The 20549-nt window shown below is 66.9% G+C and carries 14 protein-coding genes; 5 read left to right on the top strand and 9 right to left on the bottom strand.

Annotation, left to right across the window (positions count from 1 at the left end):
- Positions 1–119 precede the first annotated feature (119 nt).
- The 5 genes from metF (at position 120) to ACQR10_RS25225 (ending at position 8112) form a co-directional block, all read left to right on the top strand.
- A complete protein-coding gene (gene metF, locus ACQR10_RS25205) occupies positions 120–1037 on the top strand; it encodes a methylenetetrahydrofolate reductase [NAD(P)H] (protein WP_315805757.1) in 918 nt (305 codons plus the stop codon).
- Positions 1037–4906 carry a methionine synthase gene (metH, locus tag ACQR10_RS25210; protein WP_316216451.1) on the top strand — a complete coding sequence of 1290 codons (3870 nt, stop codon included), beginning with the start codon at positions 1037–1039 and terminating at the stop codon, positions 4904–4906. Before metF ends, metH begins: the two co-directional genes overlap by 1 nt.
- A 337-nt stretch (positions 4907–5243) precedes the next feature.
- Positions 5244–6377: an ABC transporter permease gene (locus tag ACQR10_RS25215; RefSeq protein WP_316216450.1), complete on the top strand. Its 1134-nt coding sequence runs from the start codon at positions 5244–5246 to the stop codon at positions 6375–6377.
- Positions 6374–7093 (top strand): ABC transporter ATP-binding protein, encoded by a 720-nt coding sequence (locus tag ACQR10_RS25220; protein ID WP_315805754.1) that lies wholly within the window; start codon positions 6374–6376, stop codon positions 7091–7093. Before ACQR10_RS25215 ends, ACQR10_RS25220 begins: the two co-directional genes overlap by 4 nt.
- Complete coding sequence (locus tag ACQR10_RS25225) at positions 7090–8112, top strand: HlyD family secretion protein (RefSeq protein WP_316216449.1); 1023 nt, start codon at positions 7090–7092, stop codon at positions 8110–8112. The genes ACQR10_RS25220 and ACQR10_RS25225 overlap by 4 nt, the downstream gene beginning before the upstream one ends.
- A 255-nt stretch (positions 8113–8367) precedes the next feature.
- Here ACQR10_RS25225 and ACQR10_RS25230 read toward each other — a convergent pair whose 3' ends face one another.
- The 9 genes from ACQR10_RS25230 to ACQR10_RS25270 all read right to left on the bottom strand — a co-directional run bounded on the left by ACQR10_RS25230 (position 8368) and on the right by ACQR10_RS25270 (position 20355).
- Positions 8368–9000: a glutathione S-transferase family protein gene (locus ACQR10_RS25230; protein WP_315805752.1), complete on the bottom strand. Its 633-nt coding sequence runs from the start codon at positions 8998–9000 to the stop codon at positions 8368–8370.
- A 60-nt stretch (positions 9001–9060) separates the two neighbouring features.
- Positions 9061–9654 (bottom strand): GNAT family N-acetyltransferase, encoded by a 594-nt coding sequence (locus ACQR10_RS25235; protein ID WP_315805751.1) that lies wholly within the window; start codon positions 9652–9654, stop codon positions 9061–9063.
- Positions 9655–9663: 9 nt separating this feature from the next.
- Positions 9664–11166: a glycerol kinase GlpK gene (glpK, locus tag ACQR10_RS25240; RefSeq protein WP_316216448.1), complete on the bottom strand. Its 1503-nt coding sequence runs from the start codon at positions 11164–11166 to the stop codon at positions 9664–9666.
- Between the two features lie 355 nt (positions 11167–11521).
- A complete protein-coding gene (locus ACQR10_RS25245) occupies positions 11522–12295 on the bottom strand; it encodes an SDR family NAD(P)-dependent oxidoreductase (protein ID WP_316216445.1) in 774 nt (257 codons plus the stop codon).
- A 214-nt stretch (positions 12296–12509) separates the two neighbouring features.
- Positions 12510–13652, bottom strand: a complete 1143-nt coding sequence (pimD, locus tag ACQR10_RS25250; protein WP_316216444.1) for a pimeloyl-CoA dehydrogenase small subunit — start codon at positions 13650–13652, stop codon at positions 12510–12512.
- A 145-nt stretch (positions 13653–13797) separates the two neighbouring features.
- On the bottom strand, positions 13798–14988 hold the full coding sequence (gene pimC, locus ACQR10_RS25255) for a pimeloyl-CoA dehydrogenase large subunit (RefSeq protein WP_316216443.1): 1191 nt from the start codon (positions 14986–14988) through the stop codon (positions 13798–13800).
- A 226-nt stretch (positions 14989–15214) separates the two neighbouring features.
- Positions 15215–16402, bottom strand: coding sequence for an acetyl-CoA C-acyltransferase (locus tag ACQR10_RS25260; protein WP_315805746.1), 1188 nt, complete (start codon positions 16400–16402; stop codon positions 15215–15217).
- A gap of 19 nt (positions 16403–16421) precedes the next feature.
- On the bottom strand, positions 16422–18086 hold the full coding sequence (pimA, locus tag ACQR10_RS25265; RefSeq protein ID WP_316216442.1) for a dicarboxylate--CoA ligase PimA: 1665 nt from the start codon (positions 18084–18086) through the stop codon (positions 16422–16424).
- Between the two features lie 175 nt (positions 18087–18261).
- Positions 18262–20355 carry a 3-hydroxyacyl-CoA dehydrogenase NAD-binding domain-containing protein gene (locus ACQR10_RS25270; protein WP_315805744.1) on the bottom strand — a complete coding sequence of 698 codons (2094 nt, stop codon included), beginning with the start codon at positions 20353–20355 and terminating at the stop codon, positions 18262–18264.
- Between the last annotated feature and the right edge of the window lie 194 nt (positions 20356–20549).

The following is a 20549-nucleotide window of genomic DNA, read 5'->3' on the forward strand; positions in this document are numbered from 1 at the left end:
GGGCCAAATCCCATTTCTGGTGGGCTGTTTATTGCAGCGCCCTTCCCTTATCTTGGCACATCCAGAGGCCGATCCCCTCTTGAGTTGAAATTTACGCCCCAGCCGGAACCTGCGTTGCCATGACCGACCTCGCCACCGCCATTGCCGACGGCCACACCGCGATTCCCCGGCCGAAGATCTCGTTCGAGTTCTTCCCGCCGAAGACCGAGGAGATGGACCGGACGCTGTGGGCCTCGATCGAGCGCCTCGCCCCGCTGGAGCCGAGCTTCGTCTCGGTGACCTATGGTGCCGGCGGCTCGACGCGCGAGCGCACCCACGCCACGATCGCGCGCATCCTGAAGGAAACCGCGCTGCTGCCGGCGGCGCATCTCACCTGCGTCGGCGCTTCGCGCCACGAGATCGACGAGGTCGTCGACCGCTATCACGAGGTCGGCGTCCGCCACATTGTGGCGCTGCGCGGCGATCCGCCCGGCGGCATCGGCACGCCCTACTACACCCATGCCGAAGGCTATCAGAGCTCGCCCGAGCTGATCGCCGGCATCAAGAAGCGCCATCCCGATATCGAGGTCTCGGTCTCGGCCTATCCGGAGAAGCACCCCGAGAGCCGCGACTTCGACGCCGACATCGACATGCTCAAGGCCAAGGTTGACGCCGGCGCCACCCGCGCCATCACCCAGGTGTTCTTCGACAACGATCTCTACTTCCGATACCTCGACCGTGTCCGCGCCCGCGGCATTACGATCCCGATCGTGCCCGGCATCATGCCGATGCACAATTTCAAGCAGGCGCGCGGCTTCGTGACCCGCGCCGGCACGACGGTGCCGGACTGGCTGGCCGAAAAATTCGACGGTCTCGACGACGATCCCGAGACCCGCAAGCTGGTCGCGGCGACCGTCGCCGCAGGCCAGGTGCAAAAGCTCGCCAAGCATGGCGTCGACACCTTCCATTTCTACACCATGAACCGCGCCGACCTCGTGTTCGCGATCAGCCATCTGCTCGGCATCCGTCCGAAGTCCGCCAACAAGGCTGCCGCCTGATGTCCGCCCCTGTATCTCCAGCGCGTACCGCCTTCCTTGACGCTGCCCGCGAGCGCATCCTGATTCTCGACGGCGCCATGGGCACGATGATCCAGGCGCTGCAGCTCGACGAGGCCGCCTTCCGCAGCGAGCGGTTCCGCGACTTCCATCGTGACCTCCGCGGCAACAACGACCTGCTGATCCTCACGCAGCCCGACGCCATCGAGGACATCCACGCGCAATATCTGCGCGCCGGGGCCGATATCGTCGCCACCAATACGTTCTCGGCGACCTCGATCGCGCAGGCCGATTACGACCTCTCCGACATCATCTACGAGCTCAACCGCGAGGGCGCCCGGCTCGCGCGCAATGCCGCGACCCGCGTCGCCGCCGAGGACGGCAAACAGCGCTTCGTTGCCGGCGCGATGGGTCCGACCAACCGCACCGCCTCGATCTCGCCTGACGTGTCGAACCCCGGCTACCGCGCCGTGACCTTCGACGATCTCCGGCTCGCCTATGGCGAGCAGGCGCGCGGGCTCTTGGATGGCGGCGCCGACATCCTGCTGCTCGAGACCATTTTCGACACGCTCAACGCCAAGGCGGCGCTGTACGCCATCGCCGAGCTCTGCGAGGAGCGCGGCATCGACGTGCCCGTGATGATCTCGGGCACCATCACCGACAAGTCCGGCCGCCTGCTCTCGGGCCAGATGCCGGAGGCGTTCTGGAATTCGGTCCGTCATGCCAAGCCGCTGACCATCGGCTTCAACTGTGCGCTCGGCGCCGAGGATCTGCGCGCGCATGTCGCCGACATCGGCCGCGTCGCCGACACGCTGGTCTGCGCCTATCCCAATGCCGGCCTGCCCAACGAGTTCGGCCAGTACGACGAGACGCCGGCCTACATGGCGCGACTGATCGGCGAGTTCGCGTCGGCCGGCCTCGTCAACATCGTCGGCGGCTGCTGCGGCACCACCCCCGACCATATCGCCGCGATCGCCGCCGCCGTTGCCCCGCACAAGCCGCGCGCCGTGCCCGAGATCGCGCCGCGGCTGCGGCTGTCGGGCCTGGAGCCGTTCGAGCTGACGCCCGCCATTCCCTTCGTCAATGTCGGCGAGCGCACCAACGTCACCGGCTCGGCGAAATTCCGCAAGCTGATCACCGCCGGCGACTACACCGCGGCGCTGCAGGTCGCGCGCGACCAGGTCGAGAACGGCGCCCAGGTCATCGACGTCAACATGGACGAGGGCCTGCTCGATTCGGAAGCCGCGATGCGGACCTTCCTCAACCTCGTCGCCGCCGAGCCGGACATCGCCCGCGTGCCGGTGATGGTCGACTCCTCGAAATTCCACGTCATCGAGGCCGGCCTGAAATGCGTGCAGGGCAAGCCGGTGGTGAACTCGATCTCGCTCAAGGAGGGCGAGGAGAAGTTCATTCACGAAGCGAAGATCGCGCGCCGGCACGGCGCCGCGGTCGTGGTGATGGCATTCGACGAGACCGGCCAGGCCGACACCTATCAGCGCAAGACCGAGATCTGCGCCCGCGCCTACAAGATCCTGGTCGAGACGGTCGGCTTCCCACCGGAAGACATCATCTTCGATCCGAACATCTTCGCGATCGCTACCGGGCTGGAAGAGCACAATAACTACGGCGTCGACTTCATCGAAGCGACACGCTGGATCCGCCATAACCTGCCGCATGCCCACATTTCCGGCGGCGTGTCCAATCTCTCCTTCTCGTTCCGCGGCAACGAGCCGGTGCGCGAAGCCATGCATTCGGTGTTCCTGTATCACGCCATCAAGGCGGGCATGGACATGGGCATCGTCAATGCCGGCCAGATGATCGTCTATGACGACATCGATCCGGAGCTGCGCCAGGTGTGCGAGGACGTCGTGCTCAACCGCGACCCCGGCGCGTCCGAGCGGCTGCTGGCGCTGGCAGAGAAGTTTCGCGGCCAGGGCAAGCAGACCAAGGAGGCCGATCTCGCGTGGCGCGAATGGCCGGTCGGCAAGCGGCTGAGCCACGCGCTGGTGCATGGGATCACCGAGTTCATCGATATGGACACCGAAGAGGCCCGCGCCGCCGCGACCCGGCCGCTCGACGTCATCGAAGGCCCGCTGATGGCCGGCATGAACGTGGTCGGCGACCTCTTCGGCGACGGCAAGATGTTCCTGCCGCAGGTGGTGAAGTCGGCGCGCGTGATGAAGCAGGCAGTCGCCTATCTGATGCCGTTCATGGAGGCGGAGAAGGCCGCCAACAAGGGCCGCGGCAATGAGCGCTCCAACGCCGGCAAGATCGTGCTCGCCACCGTCAAGGGCGACGTCCACGACATCGGCAAGAACATCGTCGGCATCGTGCTCCAGTGCAACAATTTCGAGGTCATCGACCTCGGCGTCATGGTGCCCGCGGCCAGGATCATCGAGACGGCGAAGGCCGAGAACGCCGACATCGTCGGCCTGTCCGGCCTGATCACGCCTTCGCTCGACGAGATGGCCTATCTGGCGTCCGAGCTGGAGCGCCAGGGTCTCAATGTGCCGCTGCTGATCGGCGGCGCCACAACGAGCCGCGTCCATACTGCGGTCAAGATCGATCCGAACTACCAGAATGGCCCGGTCGTTCACGTCAACGACGCCAGCCGCGCCGTCGGCGTCGCCTCCTCACTGCTGTCGCCGGAGCGCAAGGATGCCTACGCCACGGAGGTTCGCAGCGAGTATCAGAAGATCGCCGCGGCGCATCTGCGCGGCCAGGCCGACAAGAAGCGGCTGAAGCTCGCGGACGCCCGCGCCAACGCGCCGAAGATCGACTTCGCCAAGGCGAAGCCGGTGAAGCCGACCTTCCTCGGCACCAAGACGTTCGTCGACTATGACCTCGCCGAGCTCGTGCCCTATATCGACTGGACTCCGTTCTTCCAGACCTGGGAGCTCGCCGGTCGTTTTCCTGGCATCCTCGACGATGCCAAGGTCGGCGAGGCCGCGCGGGCGCTGTATGACGACGCGCTGAAGATGCTCGAGCGCATCGTCGACGAGAAGTGGTTCACGGCGCGCGCCGTGATCGGCTTCTGGCCGGCGAACGCCGTCGGCGACGACATCGTGCTCTATGCCGACGACGGCCGCACCCAGGAGATCGCGACGCTGCACACGCTGCGGCAGCAACTCGAGAAGCGCGAGGGCCGCTTCAACACCGCGTTGTCCGATTTCGTCGCGCCTGTGGATGCCGGCGTGCCGGACTATGTCGGCGGCTTCGTCGTCACGACGGGCCTCGGCGAGGACGCCGTCGCCGACCGCTTCAAGAACGCCAATGACGACTACTCCTCGATCCTGGTCAAGGCACTGGCCGACCGCCTCGCCGAAGCCTTTGCCGAACGCCTGCATGCCCGCGTCCGCCGCGAGTTCTGGGCCTACGCCCCGGACGAGGCGCTCTCCGCCGATGACCTGATCCTGGAGAAGTATCAGGGCATCCGCCCGGCCCCCGGCTATCCGGCGCAGCCCGACCACACCGAGAAGGCGACCTTGTTCGAGCTGCTCGATGCCGAGAAGAATGCCGGCGTCCGCTTGACCGAGAGCTTTGCGATGTGGCCGGGCTCGTCGGTCTCGGGCCTCTATTTCGCCTCGCCGGAGAGCTTCTATTTCGGCGTCGGCAAGATCGAGCGCGACCAGGTCGAGGACTACGCCGCGCGCAAGGGCATGACGGTGACCGAGGTCGAGCGCTGGCTGGCGCCGATCCTGAACTACATCCCGGCGAGGGGCGGCCAGCAGGCAGAGACGCCTCGCGCAACCGCTGCGCCCGCTCCCGCAGCAGCCAACGACGCCGCGCCCGCGGAGCTCGCCAGTCATCCGGCCGGCTGCACCTGCGCCGTGCATCTGGCCTGGCGCAAGAAGGCGGTCGGCGCGAAGTAGCCGGCGCAGTCACCACGCCCACAACTGTCGTCCCGGCGAACGCGGGGACCCATACCGCGTGATGTATCGGTCGTACGCGATCGCGGAGACCGAGCTCACCAACAACTTTCCGGGGTTATGGGTCCCTGCGTTCGCCGGGACGACACCTCGTGATGGCGGACGGCTCTCGCCTCTCATCGGCGTTCGCGACACCGAGGGTTGGAGCCATCCTCCGTGTCTCCAGCGCCACGACCGCTCCGAATGACAAAGCGCCACAGTCGCCGCCAGGCGATGCGGCGTGGACATCGCCGCCGTAACCGGCTGAAATAGGCCCGGGGCCTTCGGGTGGTTTTGGTTCATGTCGTTGCAGTTCAGGCTTGCGTCGCGAAACCTGTTCCATGACAGGCTGCGCTTCATCGCGACCATCATCGGCATCATCTTCTCGATCGTGCTGGTGACCGTGCAGATGGGTCTCTATGTCGGCTTCCGCCGGATGGTCACGACCATGATCGACCACTCCCCGGCCGAGCTGTGGATCATGCCAGTCGGCACCAAATGCTTCGAGGACCCCTCGCTGCTCGACGAGCGGCAGCGGTTTCGCGCGCTTGCGGTTCCCGGCGTGGCGGAGGCGACGCCGCTGGTGATCGGCTATGCGCAATGGCGGCTGCCGCAGGGCACGACGACGCCGGTCTTCGTGGTCGGCTCGGAGCTGCGCGGACTCGGGCTGCATCCCTGGAACGTGGTGGAGGGACGGCTGGACGACCTGTCGGTGCCGGGCGCGGTCGCGATCGACCGGACCTATTTCGAGCGGCTCGGCATCACCGGCGTCGAGCAGGCCGCGGAGCTGCGCGATCGCAAGGTGCAGGTGATGGCGGTGACCAAGGGCATCCGCTCGTTCACGACGACGCCTTACGTTTTTACCGACGTGGAGCGCGCGCGGACCTATACCGGCATCGCGCCGAACAAGGCGTCCTATCTGCTGGTGAAGCTGACGCCCGATGCCGATCCAGGCACGGTGCAGCAGGCGCTGCGCGGCAATCTCGGCAATGTCGATGTGCTCACCGCAGCCGAGTTCCGCAACCGCAGCCGCTCGTTCTGGCTGTTCGGCACCGGCGCCGGCGCGGCGCTGTTCGCCGGCGCGCTGCTGGGACTGATCGTCGGCACCGTGATCGTGGCGCAGACGCTCTATTCCAGCACAAAGGATCATATCAACGAGTTCGCGACGCTGCGCGCGATCGGCTCGACCAGCCGCTACATCTACACCGTCATCATCTGGCAGGCGCTGCTCAGCGCCATCGTCGGCTTCGCCGGTGCCGCCGGCATCGGCAAGATCGTGGCGGCGGCGACGGCGGAATCGGCGCTGCCGGTCATCATGACGCCGGCGCTGACGGTCGCGCTGTTCGTGCTGACGGTGACGATGTGCATCGGCTCGGCGATCGCGGCGATCCTCAAGGTCATGCGCATCGATCCGACGCTGGTGTTCTCGCGATGACCGAGACCGTGCTCGAGGCCACCGATCTCGTGCATCACCTCGGCCAGGGGGCCGGCCGGGTGCAGGCGCTGAAGGGCGTGAGCCTGTCGCTGAAGGGCGGCGAGCTGGCGCTGCTGATGGGTCCCTCGGGCAGCGGCAAGACGACGCTGCTGTCGATCCTGGGCTGCCTGATGACGCCGGATGGCGGAACCGTGCGGGTTGCCAGCCAGCCGGTCGCGGGGCTCGATCCCGAGGCGCTGGCGAAGCTGCGCCGCGAGCGCATCGGCTTCATCTTCCAATCCTATCATCTGTTTCCGACGCTGAACGCCGAGGACAACGTCCGGCTCGCGCTCGACGTCCGCGGCGAGCGCGCGCGGGCGGCGAAGAAGGCGGCGCGCGAGGTGCTCGACAGGGTCGGCCTCGGCCCGAAGAAGCGGTCGTTCCCGCGCCAGCTCTCGGGCGGCGAGCAGCAGCGCGTCGCGATCGCCCGCGCCATCGTCGGCAAGACGCAGGTCATTCTCGCCGACGAGCCGACCGGCGCACTCGATACCGCCAACGGCCAGGCGATCATGACCCTGCTCGCCGATATCGCCAGGGATCCGTCGCGCGCGGTGCTGGTGGTGACGCACGATCCGCGCATTCTGCCGTTTGCCAATCGCGTCATCCACATCGAGGACGGCCGCATCGTCCGCGAGGAGAGCGGCGGCGAGTCCATGAAGAAAGTCTCGCACGCATGATATCGGGAATTCCAGAACGCGCTCACCTGCTCGGGCTCGTCGCCGCGGCTGCATTGGCGATCATCGTCACGCCGACCTCGATTCCACCGACAGCGCGCGCCGCCAATGCCCAGGAGGAACGCTGGCTGGCCGTCGCACCCGGCCGGGTCGAGCCGGCATCCGGCCTGATCAAGCTTGGCGCGCCAGTGGTCGGGCCGATCCAGGAGGTGCTGGTCAAGCCGAACGAGACCGTGTTCGCCGGCCAGGCGCTGGTGCGGCTCGGCGACGCCGAAGCCCGCGCGCAGCTCGCCAGCGCCGAGGCGCAGGTCGCGATGCGCAAGCGCGTGCGCAACAAGGAGTCGACGCCGTCTGGCGCGGGTCCGCGGCGCCGCGCCGAAGACGGCCTCGCCGATGCGCAGGCGGCGGTGTTCGACGCGCGTGCTGCGCTCGACAAGGCCGTGGCCGAGCGGCGCGCCGGGCGCGGCGCCGATGCCGATGTCGACACCGCACGCACGCAACTGACAGCCGCGCAGGCGAAGCTGGAGCAGCAGGCCGACGAGCTGCGCAAGGTCACCGCGGATGCGCCGCTGCCGGTCAGCGCCGAGGGCCAGCTCAACGTCGCCCGCAGCGAACTGCAGGGCGCCCGCGCCACGTTGGAAAAGCTCACCATCCGCGCGCCGCTCGACGGCGCGGTGCTGCAGGTCAATGCGCGCACCGGCGAGATCGCTTCGCCGCAGACAACGCCACCGCTGGTGCTGCTCGGCGATACGTCCTCGCTGCGCGTGCGCGCCGAGCTCGACCAGCGCGACCTCGACAAGATCAAGGTCGGCCAGCAGGCCGTGGTCCGCTCCGACGCCTTCCGGGGCCGCGACGTCGCCGGCAAGGTCGCCGCCATCGCCCCGCTGGTCGAGAGCAGCCGCACGGCTGCGCTCAGCCAGCGCAACATGACCGATGTCGACGTGGTGGAAGTGCTGGTCGATCTCGCCGAGCCGGGTCCGTTCGCGGTGGGCATGAAGGTGGACGTGTATTTCAGGCCGTGAGGGCTGATGGCTCGACTGCGCTCCGCGCCTGGCTGCACAGCTTCTCCTGGCGGGCTGAGGTGAGAACATCTCTCGCCGCTGGCGCGGTGCACCTCGCCCCGCTTGCGGGGAGAGGTCGGATTGCATCGCCAGATGCAATCCGGGTGAGGGGGTGCAGGTCTTTCCGCTGACACTTCTCGTGCGGCTGCCCCTCTCCCCGTGAGGAACGGGAGAAGGAGCGCACCATCGCCGGGGCGACGGCTCGCTTCAACGAGCTCAATCCCCGCTCGGCGGCGCCAGTGGCTGGACGAAAGCCTGGAATGGCGACAGCGCCTCACAGCGGGCGGCGTGCGTAGCCAGCGCCGGGTAACGCGTCGCGTCGAACAGATGCGGATGCGCCTCGCGGGTGAAGCGCAGGACGCAGGCGACGGCGATGTCCGCGTGGCCGATGCGCTCGCCATACCAATAATCCGTCGTCGCGGCGGCGCGCTCCGCCTCCAGCATCGCCAGCACGCCGGAGATCTGCGTCTCGCAACGCGCGACCCACAGGGCCAGGCGGTCCTTGCGCAGCACGCGCTCATAGATCAGGCTGACGGCCTTGTCGCCGAGACCGGTCGCGAGCGCGATCGTATGCAGCTGCCTGCGGCGCGGCGCGCCGCTGCGCGCCAGCATCGCACGCTCGGGCCCGACGGCCTCATCGAGGTGATCGAGGATCGCCGCCGAATCGATCAGCGCCTCGCCGTCATCGAGCACCAGCACCGGCACCCGGAGCAGCGGATTGTACGGCGCGATCTTGTCGGCATCGCCGAAGGTCGACCACGGCTTGTGCTCGAACGGGATGCCGTAGAGCTCGAGTGCGATCGCGGTGCGGCGGACGAAAGGCGAGTCGTATTGGCCGATCAGGAACATCGGTTATCCTCCTGTGCGGCGCATTGAAGCGCCGTTCGGCGCCGTTGTCAGCTGCCACGTTCAGGCGAGCAGCGGCACATGCGCGGCGACAGAACGCGGCAGGGTACCGTCGAGGCGGGGATCGGGGGCGATCTCGATCTGGCGGCGATAGGGGCGGAAGCCGGAGCGCTGGTAGAAGGCCAGCGCGCGCGGATGATCGAAGCTGCAGGTGTGGACCCAGAGCCGCGTCAGCGGCTGCGCCCAGGCGCGGCGCAGCGCATGGTTCATCAGCAGGCGTCCGGCGCCGGTGCCGATCAGCCTGTCGGTGACGCCGAACAGCACCAGCTCGCAATCGGTCTTGTTGCGGAAGTCGAGCTCCAGCAGGGCTTCGTCACCGCCGTCATGCGCCAAGGTGTAGATCTCGACTCCGTCGGCGCGAACTGTCTTGGCAAGCTCCGCATCGCTCATCCGCGTGCGCTGCGACCACAGCCACTCCCAGCCGACGCGGGCATAGAGGTCGCGGTACCAATCGAGATCGGGCTGCGCGACGCGGCGAATGCTCCAGTCGCCGATCGGATCCGGCGGCAACACCGGCGGCGCCACCATTTCCAGCGAGGTCACCACGGCCGCGACCTTGCCGTGTGGAACGTCGTAGTGGCCGTCGGGGACCGACATGCCGTTCACCTACTCGCCCTCGTCGCTCGCCAGCACGCCCTTCACGGCGCGGGCCCAGCCGGCGAGCTTGCGCTCCCGCGTGGCCGCGCTCATCGCCGGCCGGAAGCGGTGCTCGAGCCGCCAATTGTCGGCGAACTTTTCCGGCTCCGGATAGACGCCGGCGTTGAGGCCGGCGAGATAAGCGGCGCCGAGCGCGGTGGTCTCCTGAATCATCGGACGGTCGACTGGTGCGTCGAGCAGGTCGGCGAGACGCTGCATGGTCCAGTCCGATGCGGTCATGCCGCCGTCGACGCGCAGCACGATCGTGGCTGCGGACGCATCGGGCCAGTCGGCGCGCATCGCGGCCCACAGATCGTAGGTCTGGTAGCACACGCTCTCCAGCGTGGCATGCGCGAGCTCGGCGGGGCCGGTGTTGCGGGTCAGGCCGAACAGCGCGCCGCGCACGCGCGGATTCCAATACGGTGCGCCGAGGCCGACGAAGGCCGGCACCAGATAGACCGACTGCATCGAGTCGGACTTGTCGGCGAGCGGACCGGTTTCGGCGGCATGCTTGATGATGCCGAGCCCATCGCGCAGCCATTGCACGGCCGAGCCGGCGACGAAGATCGAGCCTTCGAGCGCGTAGGTCCGGACGCCGTCGAGCTGATAGGCGATGGTCGTCAGCAGCTTGTTGTTCGATTTCACCGGCGTGGCACCGGTATTGAGCAGCGCGAAGCAGCCAGTGCCGTAAGTGGACTTCATCATGCCCGGCGTGAAGCAGGCCTGGCCGATGGTCGCCGCCTGCTGGTCGCCGGCGATGCCCGCGACCTTGATCGGACCGCCAAACAGGTCGGGCGTGGTGGTGCCGAACTCAGCCGAGGAATCTTTCACCTCCGGCAGCATCGAGCGCGGCACGCGCAAGAGCTTCAGCAGCGCATCGTCCCACTGCCCGGTGTGAATGTTGAACAGCAGCGTGCGCGAGGCGTTGGTGGCATCGGTGGCGTGCACCTTGCCGCCGGTCAGCCGCCACAGCAGGTAGCAGTCAACGGTGCCGAACATCAGCTCGCCACGCTCGGCGCGCTCGCGCGCGCCCGGCACGTGATCGAGGATCCATGCGACCTTCGTGCCGGAGAAATAGGGATCGATGATCAGGCCGGTCCTGGCGCTGACCTCGGGCTCGTGACCGTCGGCCTTGAGCTTGGCGCAGATGTCGGCCGTGCGGCGGTCCTGCCAGACGATGGCGCGGTGGACGGCCTGGCCGGTGGCGCGGTCCCACACCACGGTGGTCTCGCGCTGGTTGGTGATGCCGATCGCGGCGATGTCCTTGGCCGTCAGTCCCGCCTTCTCCAGCGCGTCGCGGCAGGTCATCACCGTCGAGGTCCAGATGTCCTCCGGCTCGTGCTCGACCCAGCCCGAGGCCGGGAAATGCTGCGGGAATTCCTGCTGCGCGACGGCGGCGATCGAGATGTCGGAGCGGAACACGATCGCGCGCGAGGACGTGGTGCCCTGATCGATGGCCAGCACGAAGGACATGGGGCTTCTTCCCGGGAGTTGACGACGTTGGGCCGACAAGCAAGCGGATTGGCGGGGGAAGGTCAAGGAGGTTGGGAGCGCGCGACGTCCTTCTGGAAAAAGTGGAGAGTTCGCACCTTACGAGCATCCAACCCCGTGTCCGAACTTGGCTGGGACCACTGCGCTGCGCATGGCTGGGCCCTCTCCCCTTGTGGGAGAGGGCCACACCGCCGACAGCCGCAAGCTCACTCGGGTGAGCGGTTGGCGCCACATGCGCGCTCTGAGTACGCGGAGAGAGACCCCTCACCCGGTTGCGCTTCGCGCAACCACCCTCTCCCACAAGGGGAGAGGGTGCGGCTATCGTGTGGAGAGATTTTTACACCGCCGCCGTCGTGACGCCGCCGTCGACCACGATGGTCTGCCCCGTCATGAAGGTCGAGGCATCCGACGCCAGATACGCCACCGCGCCGGCGATCTCGTGCGGCTCGCCGATGCGGCGGAGCGGGGTCGTCGCGCAGCGCTGTTTCAGGCGGACTTCGTCCTCCCACAGCGCGCGGGCGAAGTCGGTCTTGATCAGGCCCGGCGCGACGCAGTTGATGCGCACGCCTTGCGGGCCCCATTCGCCGGCGAGGCTGCGGCACAGCGCGAAGTCGGCGGCCTTGGAGATGCCGTAGGCGCCGATCACGGTCGAGCCGCGCAGTCCTCCGATCGAGGACACGATGACGACCGAGCCTTTGCCGCGCGCGGCCATCGGCGGGATCGCCTTGGCGCAGAGCCAGAGATTGCTCTTCACGTTGGAGGCCATGATCTTGTCGAAGGCCTCGTCGGTGATGTCGAGCAGCGGACCGTAATACGGGTTGACCGCAGCATTGCAGACGAGGATGTCGACCTGGCCGTATCGGTTGACGGCGCCGTCGATCAGCGCATCGACCTCGGCGCGGCGCGAGATGTTGCAGGGGATGACGTGGGCCTCGCCACCGCTCGCGCGGATGCCGCTTGCCACTTCCTCGCAGGCGTCGGCCTTGCGGCTGGAGATCACGACCTTGGCGCCGAGCTGCGCCAGCAGCTCCGCGGAAGCACGGCCGATGCCACGGCTCGAGCCGGTGATGACGGCGACCTGGCCGGAGAGGTTGAAGGGATTGGGGATCATATTCTGCTTCCTCCGAGTCATTGCGAGGAGCGAAGCGACGAAGCAATCCAGGGCGACGCGTGACGCCCTGGATTGCTTCGCTACGCTCGCAATGACGGCTCAAAACAACCGAGCCGGCGTAGGCTCTCACGCTCGTCATGCGCGGGCTTGACCCGCGCATCCATCATCAAGGAGCGATGGGTTGCCGGGTCAAGCCCGGCAACGACGGACCATCTCAGATCAACCCACCCGCCTCGCTGACGCGGCGCGTGTGGTAGTCGGTGTCACCGAAGGTGCTCTCGATCATGGTCAGGCGCTTGAAGTAGTGGCCGATCTTGGCCTCCATCGTCATGCCGATGCCGCCGTGGAGCTGGATCGCCTGCTGGCCGACGAACTTGGCCGACTTGCCGATCTGCACCTTGGCCGCGGCGATCGAGGTGGCGCGCTCCTTGGCGTCGTCGAAGTCGGCGGCCATGGTGGCGAACATCGACATCGAGCGGGCCTGCTCCAGCGCGACGAACATGTCGGAGGCGCGATGCTGCAGCGACTGGAACGAGCCGATCGCGACGCCGAACTGCTTGCGCGTCTTGATGTACTCGACCGTGGTCTTGAGCGACTCGTCCATCAGACCGACGGCTTCCGCGCACAGTGCGATGCGGGCTTCGTCCACGACGCGTTCGATCAGCGGCAGGGCGTTCGAAGGATCGCCGATCGCGGCGTCGGCACCGACTTCCACACCGGTGAAGGTGATGTCCGCGGCGTGCAGGCCGTCCTGGGTCGGATAGCCCTTGCGGGTGACGCCCTTCGCATCCGCCGGCACGAAGAACAGGCCGATGCCGGACTTGTCGCGCTGGCCGCCAGCCGTGCGCGCGGTGACGATCAGCGTGTCGGCGTTTTCGCCATTGAGCACGACGAACTTCTCGCCGTCGATGACCCAGCCGTCGCCCTTCTTCTTGGCGGAGGTGGCGACATCGAACAGGTCGTAGCGCGACTGCTTCTCGAGCTGGGCGAAGGCGAACGTCTTGCTGCCGTCGATGATCCCTGGCAGATGCGCGGCCTTCTGCGCCGCCGATCCGCCATGGCGGAGGAAGCCGCCGGCCAGCACGACCGTGGCGAGGTAAGGCTCGAGCACCAGCGCGCGGCCCATCGCCTCCATCACGATCATGGTCTCGACGCCGCCGGCGCCGAAGCCGCCGTCTTCCTCGGAGAACGGCAGACCGAGCAGGCCCTGCTCGGCGAGCTTGGACCACATCGCGCGGCTCCAGCCGCCCTTCTCCTTCATGTAGAGCTTGCGCTTGTCGAAATCATAGGCATCCGCCAGCAGGCCGTCGATGCTGTCCTTGAGGAGACGCTGCTCCTCGGTGAGATCAAAATCCATTGGTTGACTCTCCAGTATCCCCATTCTCCGTCATGCCCGCGCTTGTCGCGGGCATCCACGTCGTGCCCGGGCAGGGCTGCGCGTGGATGGCCGGGTCAAGCCCGGCCATGACGGCGTGCGTTGTCGAGGCGCCGCGGCTCACAGGTCAGAGCCCCAGCACCGCCTTGGCGATGATGTTGCGCTGGATCTCGTTGGAGCCGCCGTAGATCGAGACCTTGCGGTTGTTGAAGTAGCTCGGCGCGATCTGGGCGGTCCAATCCATGGTCTCGTTGCTGTCGTCGTCGCCATGGATGTCGTAGGGCGCGGCGAACGGGCCGATCACCTCCATCAGCAGCTCGGTGGTGGTCTGCTGGATCTCCGAGCCCTTGATCTTCAGCACCGAAGACGCCGGATTGGGCTTGCCCTTGCCGTGCTTGCCCTCGTCGGCGACGACGCGCAGCTGCGTCAGCTCGAGCGCCTTGAGCTCGACCTCGCATGCGGTGAGCTTCTCGCGGAACGACGGGTCTTCCAGCACCGGACGGCCACCGGACTCGATCTTGGCGGCGAGCTCCTTGATGCGGCGGATGCGCTCCTTGGAGACGCCGACACGGGCGATGCCGGTGCGCTCATTGCCGAGCAGGAATTTTGCGTAGTCCCAGCCCTTGTTCTCCTCGCCGATCAGGTTCTCGATGGGCACCTCGACGTCGTCGAAAAACACCTCGTTGACCTCGTGGCCGCCATCGATGGTCTGGATCGGACGCACCGTGACGCCCTTCGACTTCATGCTGAAGACGATGAAGGAAATGCCCATCTGCTTCTTCGCGGAAGGATCGGTGCGGCACAGGCAGAAGATCATGTCGGCGTGCTGGGCCAAGGTGGTCCAGGTCTTCTGGCCGTTGATGATCCACTTGTCGCCGCGGCGCTCGGCCTTGGTCTTCAGCGAGGCCAGGTCGGAGCCGGAGCCCGGCTCCGAGAAGCCCTGGCACCACCAGTCGTCGACATTGGCGATGCGCGGCAGATACTGCTTCTTCTGCGCCTCGTTGCCGAAGGTGTAGATCACCGGGCCGACCATGCTGACGCCGAAGGCGAGCGGCTGCGGCGCCGGATAGGCCTGCAGCTCCTCGTTGAAGATGTAGTGCTGCACCGAGGTCCAGCCGGTGCCGCCATATTCCGTCGGCCAGTGCGAGACGCCCCAACCCTTCTTGTTGAGGATGCGCCACCAGGTCACCATCTCGTCCTTCGACAGATGGCGGCCCTCGATCATCTTCCGCCGTGTCTCCGGCGGCACGTTGTCCTTGAAGAACTGCCGGACTTCCTCGCGGAACGCCTGCTCTTCCTTCGTGAATGCAAGATCCATCGGATCCTCCCGTGTGTAGTTTGAATCGCGTTCGTTCGTCTTGTTCCGCCGTCGTCCCGGCGAACGCCGGGACCCATAACCACCGACGGTCGTTTGAGAGCACAGGCATCTGCCGTCATGCCCCAAGCAACATCACGCGGTATGGGTCCCGGGTCTGCGCTTCGCTTGCCCGGGACGACACCGAGTGAAATCCCGCGCGAGTTGCGCGTGGGATTTCGGTCGTTCGTTACTGCAGCACCTCGAACAGGCCGGCGGCGCCCATGCCGCCGCCGACGCACATGGTGACGACGGCGTACTTGGCCTTGCGGCGGCGGCCTTCGATCAGGGCGTGGCCGGTGAGCCGCGCGCCCGACATGCCGTAGGGATGGCCGACCGCGATGGCGCCGCCATTGACGTTGATCTTGTCGGGGTCGATGCCGAGCTTGTCGCGGCAGTACAGCACCTGCACGGCGAACGCCTCGTTGAGCTCCCACAGGCCGATGTCGTCGACGGTCAGCCCGTGGCGCTTGAGCAGGCGCGGCACCGCGAACACCGGGCCGATCCCCATCTCGTCGGGCTCGCAGCCATGCGCGACGAAGCCGCGGAAGATGCCGAGCGGCTGCAGGCCGCGCTTCGCCGCAGTGGCGTCGCTCATGATGACGCAGGCCGAGGCGCCGTCGGAGAGCTGGCTGGCATTACCCGCGGTGATCGAGAAGCCGTCGCCGCGCACGGCCTTGAGGCCGGCAAGACCTTCGGCGGTCGTCTCGGGACGCGGCCCCTCGTCCTGCGACAAGGTGACGTCCTTGAACGAGACATTGCCGGTGGCCTTGTCGGTGACCGCCATCTTGGTGGTGATCGGCGCCAGCTCGTCGTTGAACTTGCCGCCCTGCTGCGCGGCCGCGGTGCGGCGCTGGCTCTCCAGCGCATATTCGTCCTGCCGTTCGCGGGAGATGCCGTAGCGCTTGGCGACGATCTCGGCGGTGTCGATCATCGGCATGTAGACGTCGCCCTTGATCTCGAGCAGCGCCGGATCGGTGGCCTGGAAGCTGTTCATCTTGTCGTTCTGGACCAGCGAGATCGATTCGCCGCCGCCGCCGACTGCGATCTCGACACCGTCGAAGATCACCGAGCGCGCCGCGAGCGCGATGGCCTGCAGGCCGGAGGCGCATTGGCGGTCGATCGTGGTGCCGCCGACCGACACCGGCAGGCCGGCACGCAGCAGCGCCTTTCGCGCGATGTTGCCGCCGGTCGAGCCCTGCTGCAGGGCGGCGCCCATCACGACATCCTCGACTTCGGCGGGATCGACTTTGGCGCGCTTGACCGCCTCGCCGATGGCGTGGCCGAGCAGCGTCGCGCCGCCGGTGGCGTTGAGCGCGCCGCGATAGGCCTTGCCGATCGGCGTGCGGGCGGTGGAAACGATGACGGCATCGGTCATGGGCGACCTCCTGTTGTTGTTACGGATGTTTGGTGTGAGACGCGGGTGATTGCTGCTGGCGCAATTCGTGACGCGACAGCTTGCCGACCGGAGTGCGCGGCAGCTCGTCGACGAACTCGACGGCCGCCGGCAGCTCGTGCTTGCCGAGCTTGCCGGTGAGGAAGGCGCGGAGATCCTCGACCGGGAACGGCGCAAAGCCGTCGCGCAGCTTGATGAAGGCCTTGGCCGCCTCGCCGCGATAGGCGTCGGGAATACCGATCACGATGACCTCCTGCACCGCCGGATGGGTGTAGATCGCCTGCTCGATCATCTGCGGATAGACGTTGAAGCCGCCGGAAATGATCATGTCCTTCTTGCGGTCGACCAGGAAGTAGAAGCCGTCGGCGTCGACATAGCCGATGTCGCCGGTCAGGAAATGATCGCCGACGAACGACTGCGCCGTTTCCTCCGGCCGGTTCCAATAGCCCTTGGTGACGTTCGGCCCCTTGATCCGGATCTCGCCGACCTCGTTCACGCCGAGCACCTTTGCGGGATCCTCGAGCGACACGACGTCCATCTCGATGCCGGGCAGCGTGATCCCGATCGAGCCGGGCTTGTCCGGGCCCCCCTTGGGATGGGCGGTGCCGGGCGAGCAGGTCTCGGTCATGCCCCAGCCGCTCTTCAGCTTCATGCCGACGCGTCGCTCCAGGATGCGCGCGACCTCGACCGGCAGCGGCGCGCCGCCGGAGCCGACGCTGGTCAGCGACGACAGATCACGCTTGTCGAGATCGGGCAGGTTGGCGATCGCGATCCACATCGTCGGCACGCCGGGAAAATAGGTCGCGCGCTTGACCTCGATGTCGCGCATCACGGCGTCGAGATCGAAGCGCTGGTGCAGCGAGATCAGGCTGCCGAGGCGCAGCGAGGTCAGCAGCACCACCGTCAGTGCATAGATGTGGAACAGCGGCAAGACGCAGATCACGCGGTCGGAGCCGTTACCGTTTGCACGCGTCGCGCGGCCCCAGACTTCGGCGATCGACACCGCGGAGGTGAGATTGCCATGGGTCAGCATCGCACCCTTGGGCAGGCCGGTGGTGCCGCCGGTATATTGCAGCAGGGCGATGTCGTCTGGCGAGATCGAAGGCCACGCCATAGGCGCAACGGCGCCTTCGACGAAGGCGCGGTGCGTAATCACCGCGGGATTGTCCGGCAGCGCCGTCTGCGGCGTGCCGACTTTGCCCCAATCATCATCCTCGCAGACGATCAGGCGATCGATCAGTCCCTTGGCGAGGAACTTCAACGCGGTCGGCAGCAGCGCTGATAGGTTCGACGTGACGAGAATGCGCGCGCCGGAATCGCTGAGCTTGTGCGACAAGGCGATCTCGCCATCGAGCGGCGACAGGTGCACCACGCGGGCGCCGGCCTTGAGCGCGCCGAAGAAGTTGATCGGATGATCCGGCGTATTGCCGAGGAACAGCGCGATCGACGCGCCCTTGCCGAAGCCGGCGCGCAGGAACGCCGCGGCGGCCTGGTCGACGAGCGCCGCGAGTTGCTTGAAAGTGATGGGGCGGTCGCGGAATTCCAGCGCGTCGCCATTGCCGAAGTCACTGACCGCCTTTGCCAGCAGATCCGGCAAGGTGCCACGCGCAAGCGGCGCATCCCAGCGGACACCTTCGGGATAGAACTGTTCGCCAGGATGGGTCATGCGAGCTCAATGTCCGTTGGCGTAAGACGGCCCCGCTGTCTCCGTTCCCTCCCCCCTTGTGGGGGAGGGTCAGGGAGGGGGGCGGCCCCGGGCGAGACTGCCCGTGTGGACCCCCAACCCCTCCCCGCAAGGGGGAGGGGAGCGCAGCCGGGCGCAGAGTGATAGTTGGGCCGCCTCAAGCGGCCTTCCCCTGCGCCAGCGAGGCGAAGGTCTTGCCTTCGTCGGCGAGCTTCTTCAGCAGCGGCGCTGGCTCCAGCGACGGGTCATTGGTCTCCTTGGCATAGAACGCCAGCCGCTCGGCAATGTGCTTCAGGCCGACGCTGTCGGCCCAGTACATCGGGCCGCCGCGATAGATCGGCCAGCCATAGCCGTAGAGCCAGACAACGTCGATGTCGGACGGACGCGCGGCGATGCCCTCGGCGAGGATCTTCGCGCCCTCGTTGATCATCGGATACATCATGCGCTCGAGGATCTCCTCGTCGCTGACCGCGCGGCGCTTGAGGCCGAGCTTGGCGAGCGTCTCGTCGATCAACTTCTCGACATCGGGATCCGGCAGCGGCGCACGCGAGCCGGCCTCGTATTTGTAGTAGCCCTTGCCGGTCTTCTGGCCGAAGCGGCCGGCTTCGCACAGCGCATCCGCGATCTCGCTCTTGATGCCGCGGTCCTTGCGCGAGCGCCAGCCGATGTCGAGGCCGGCGAGATCGCCCATCGCGAACGGGCCCATCGGCATGCCGAACTTGGTGACGACGGCATCGACCTGCTGCGGCAGCGCGCCTTCGAACAACAGCTTCTCGGCCTGCTTGCCACGCTGCGCCAGCATGCGGTTGCCGACGAAGCCGTCGCAGACGCCGACCACGGCCGGCACCTTGGCGATCTTGCGGGCGATCGACACGGCGGTGACGAGCGCGTCCGGCGCGGTCTTCTCCGCGCGCACGATCTCGCACAGCTTCATGACGTTGGCCGGCGAGAAGAAATGCATGCCGAGCACGTCCTGCGGACGGCTGGTCTCGGCGGCGATTGCGTCGATGTTCAGATACGAAGTGTTCGAGGCCAGCACCGCGCCCGGCTTGGCATATTGATCGAGCTTGCCGAACACTTCCTTCTTCACGGCCATGGTCTCGAACACCGCCTCGATGACGAGGTCGGCGTCCTTGACGTTCTCGAGACCGACCTTGCCGTCGATCAGCGCCATGCGCTTGGCCGGGGCGTCCGCCGGAATGCCGCCGCGCGCGGCGGTCGCCTCCCAGTTCTTCTGCATGATGCCCATGCCGCGCTTGAGCTGCTCCTCGGCGGTCTCGATCAGGGTGACCGGGATGCCGGCATTGGCGAACGACATCGCGATGCCGCCGCCCATGGTGCCGGCGCCGATGATGGCGACGCGCTCGACCTTGCGGCCCTTCGTGCCCTCGGGCACGCCGGCAATCTTGGCCGCCTCGCGCTCGGCGAAGAACGCGTAGCGCTGCGCCTTGGACTGGTCGCTGGTGAGCAGCTTGAGGAAGCCCTCGCGCTCCCGCTTCAAGCCCTCGTCGAACGGCAGATCGATCGCATAGCCGACCGCATCGGCCGCCGCGAACGGCGCCTCCAGCCCGCGCGACTTCTTGGTGATCGCAGCGACCGCATTGGTGAAGATCGAGCGATCGGCCTTGGCCGCGGCGATCTTGGAGTCATCGTCGCGCAGCTTGCGCAGCGGACGGTTCTCCGCCACCACCTTGCGCGCGAAGGCTTCGCCGCCCGATGCCGGCCCCTCGACGATCTCCTCGATCAGGCCCGCCTTCAGCGCTTCGGCTGCGCCGATCGGATCACCGGCGACGATCATCTTGACCGCGAGCTCCGGCCCCACCGCGCGCGGCAGGCGCTGCGTTCCGCCCGCGCCCGGCAGCAGGCCGAGCTTCACCTCGGGCAGGCCGAGCTTCGCCTCCTTGGTGGCGACACGATAATGACAGGCGAGCGCCACTTCGAGACCACCGCCCAGCGCCGTTCCATGAATCGCCGCGATGACCGGCTTGGGGCTGTTCTCGATCGTGCTCAGCACGTCGTTGAGCGCCGGCGGCTTCGGCGGCTTGCCGAACTCGGTGATATCGGCGCCGGCAATGAAGGTGCGTCCGCCGCAGGTCAGCACGATGGCCTTGATTGCGGGATCGTCGATCGCCGCCTTGACGTTGTCCAGGATGCCGCCGCGAACTGCGGCACTCAGCGCATTGACGGGCGGACTGTCGATGGTGACGATGCCGATGATGTCATGACGATCAAGCTTTGCCACTTCGCTCACGCGTAAGCTCCTTGGGATGTCGTTTCTTTGCGGCCGGTTAACGTTCCGACCCCTTCTTGGCTCTTCATTTGCGCAGAGGTTCAGCCTTGCTTGCGTCTACCCGCTGCCGGACATCAATTCCGCAGTGCGAAATCTAATTCCACATCTTGACAGCCAGGGTTATTTTGAAGCACGAGCGTTGTCAACGAGGCTCA

It is taken from the genome of Bradyrhizobium sp. HKCCYLRH2060 (genome assembly GCF_051168135.1).
Taxonomy (GTDB): domain Bacteria; phylum Pseudomonadota; class Alphaproteobacteria; order Rhizobiales; family Xanthobacteraceae; genus Bradyrhizobium.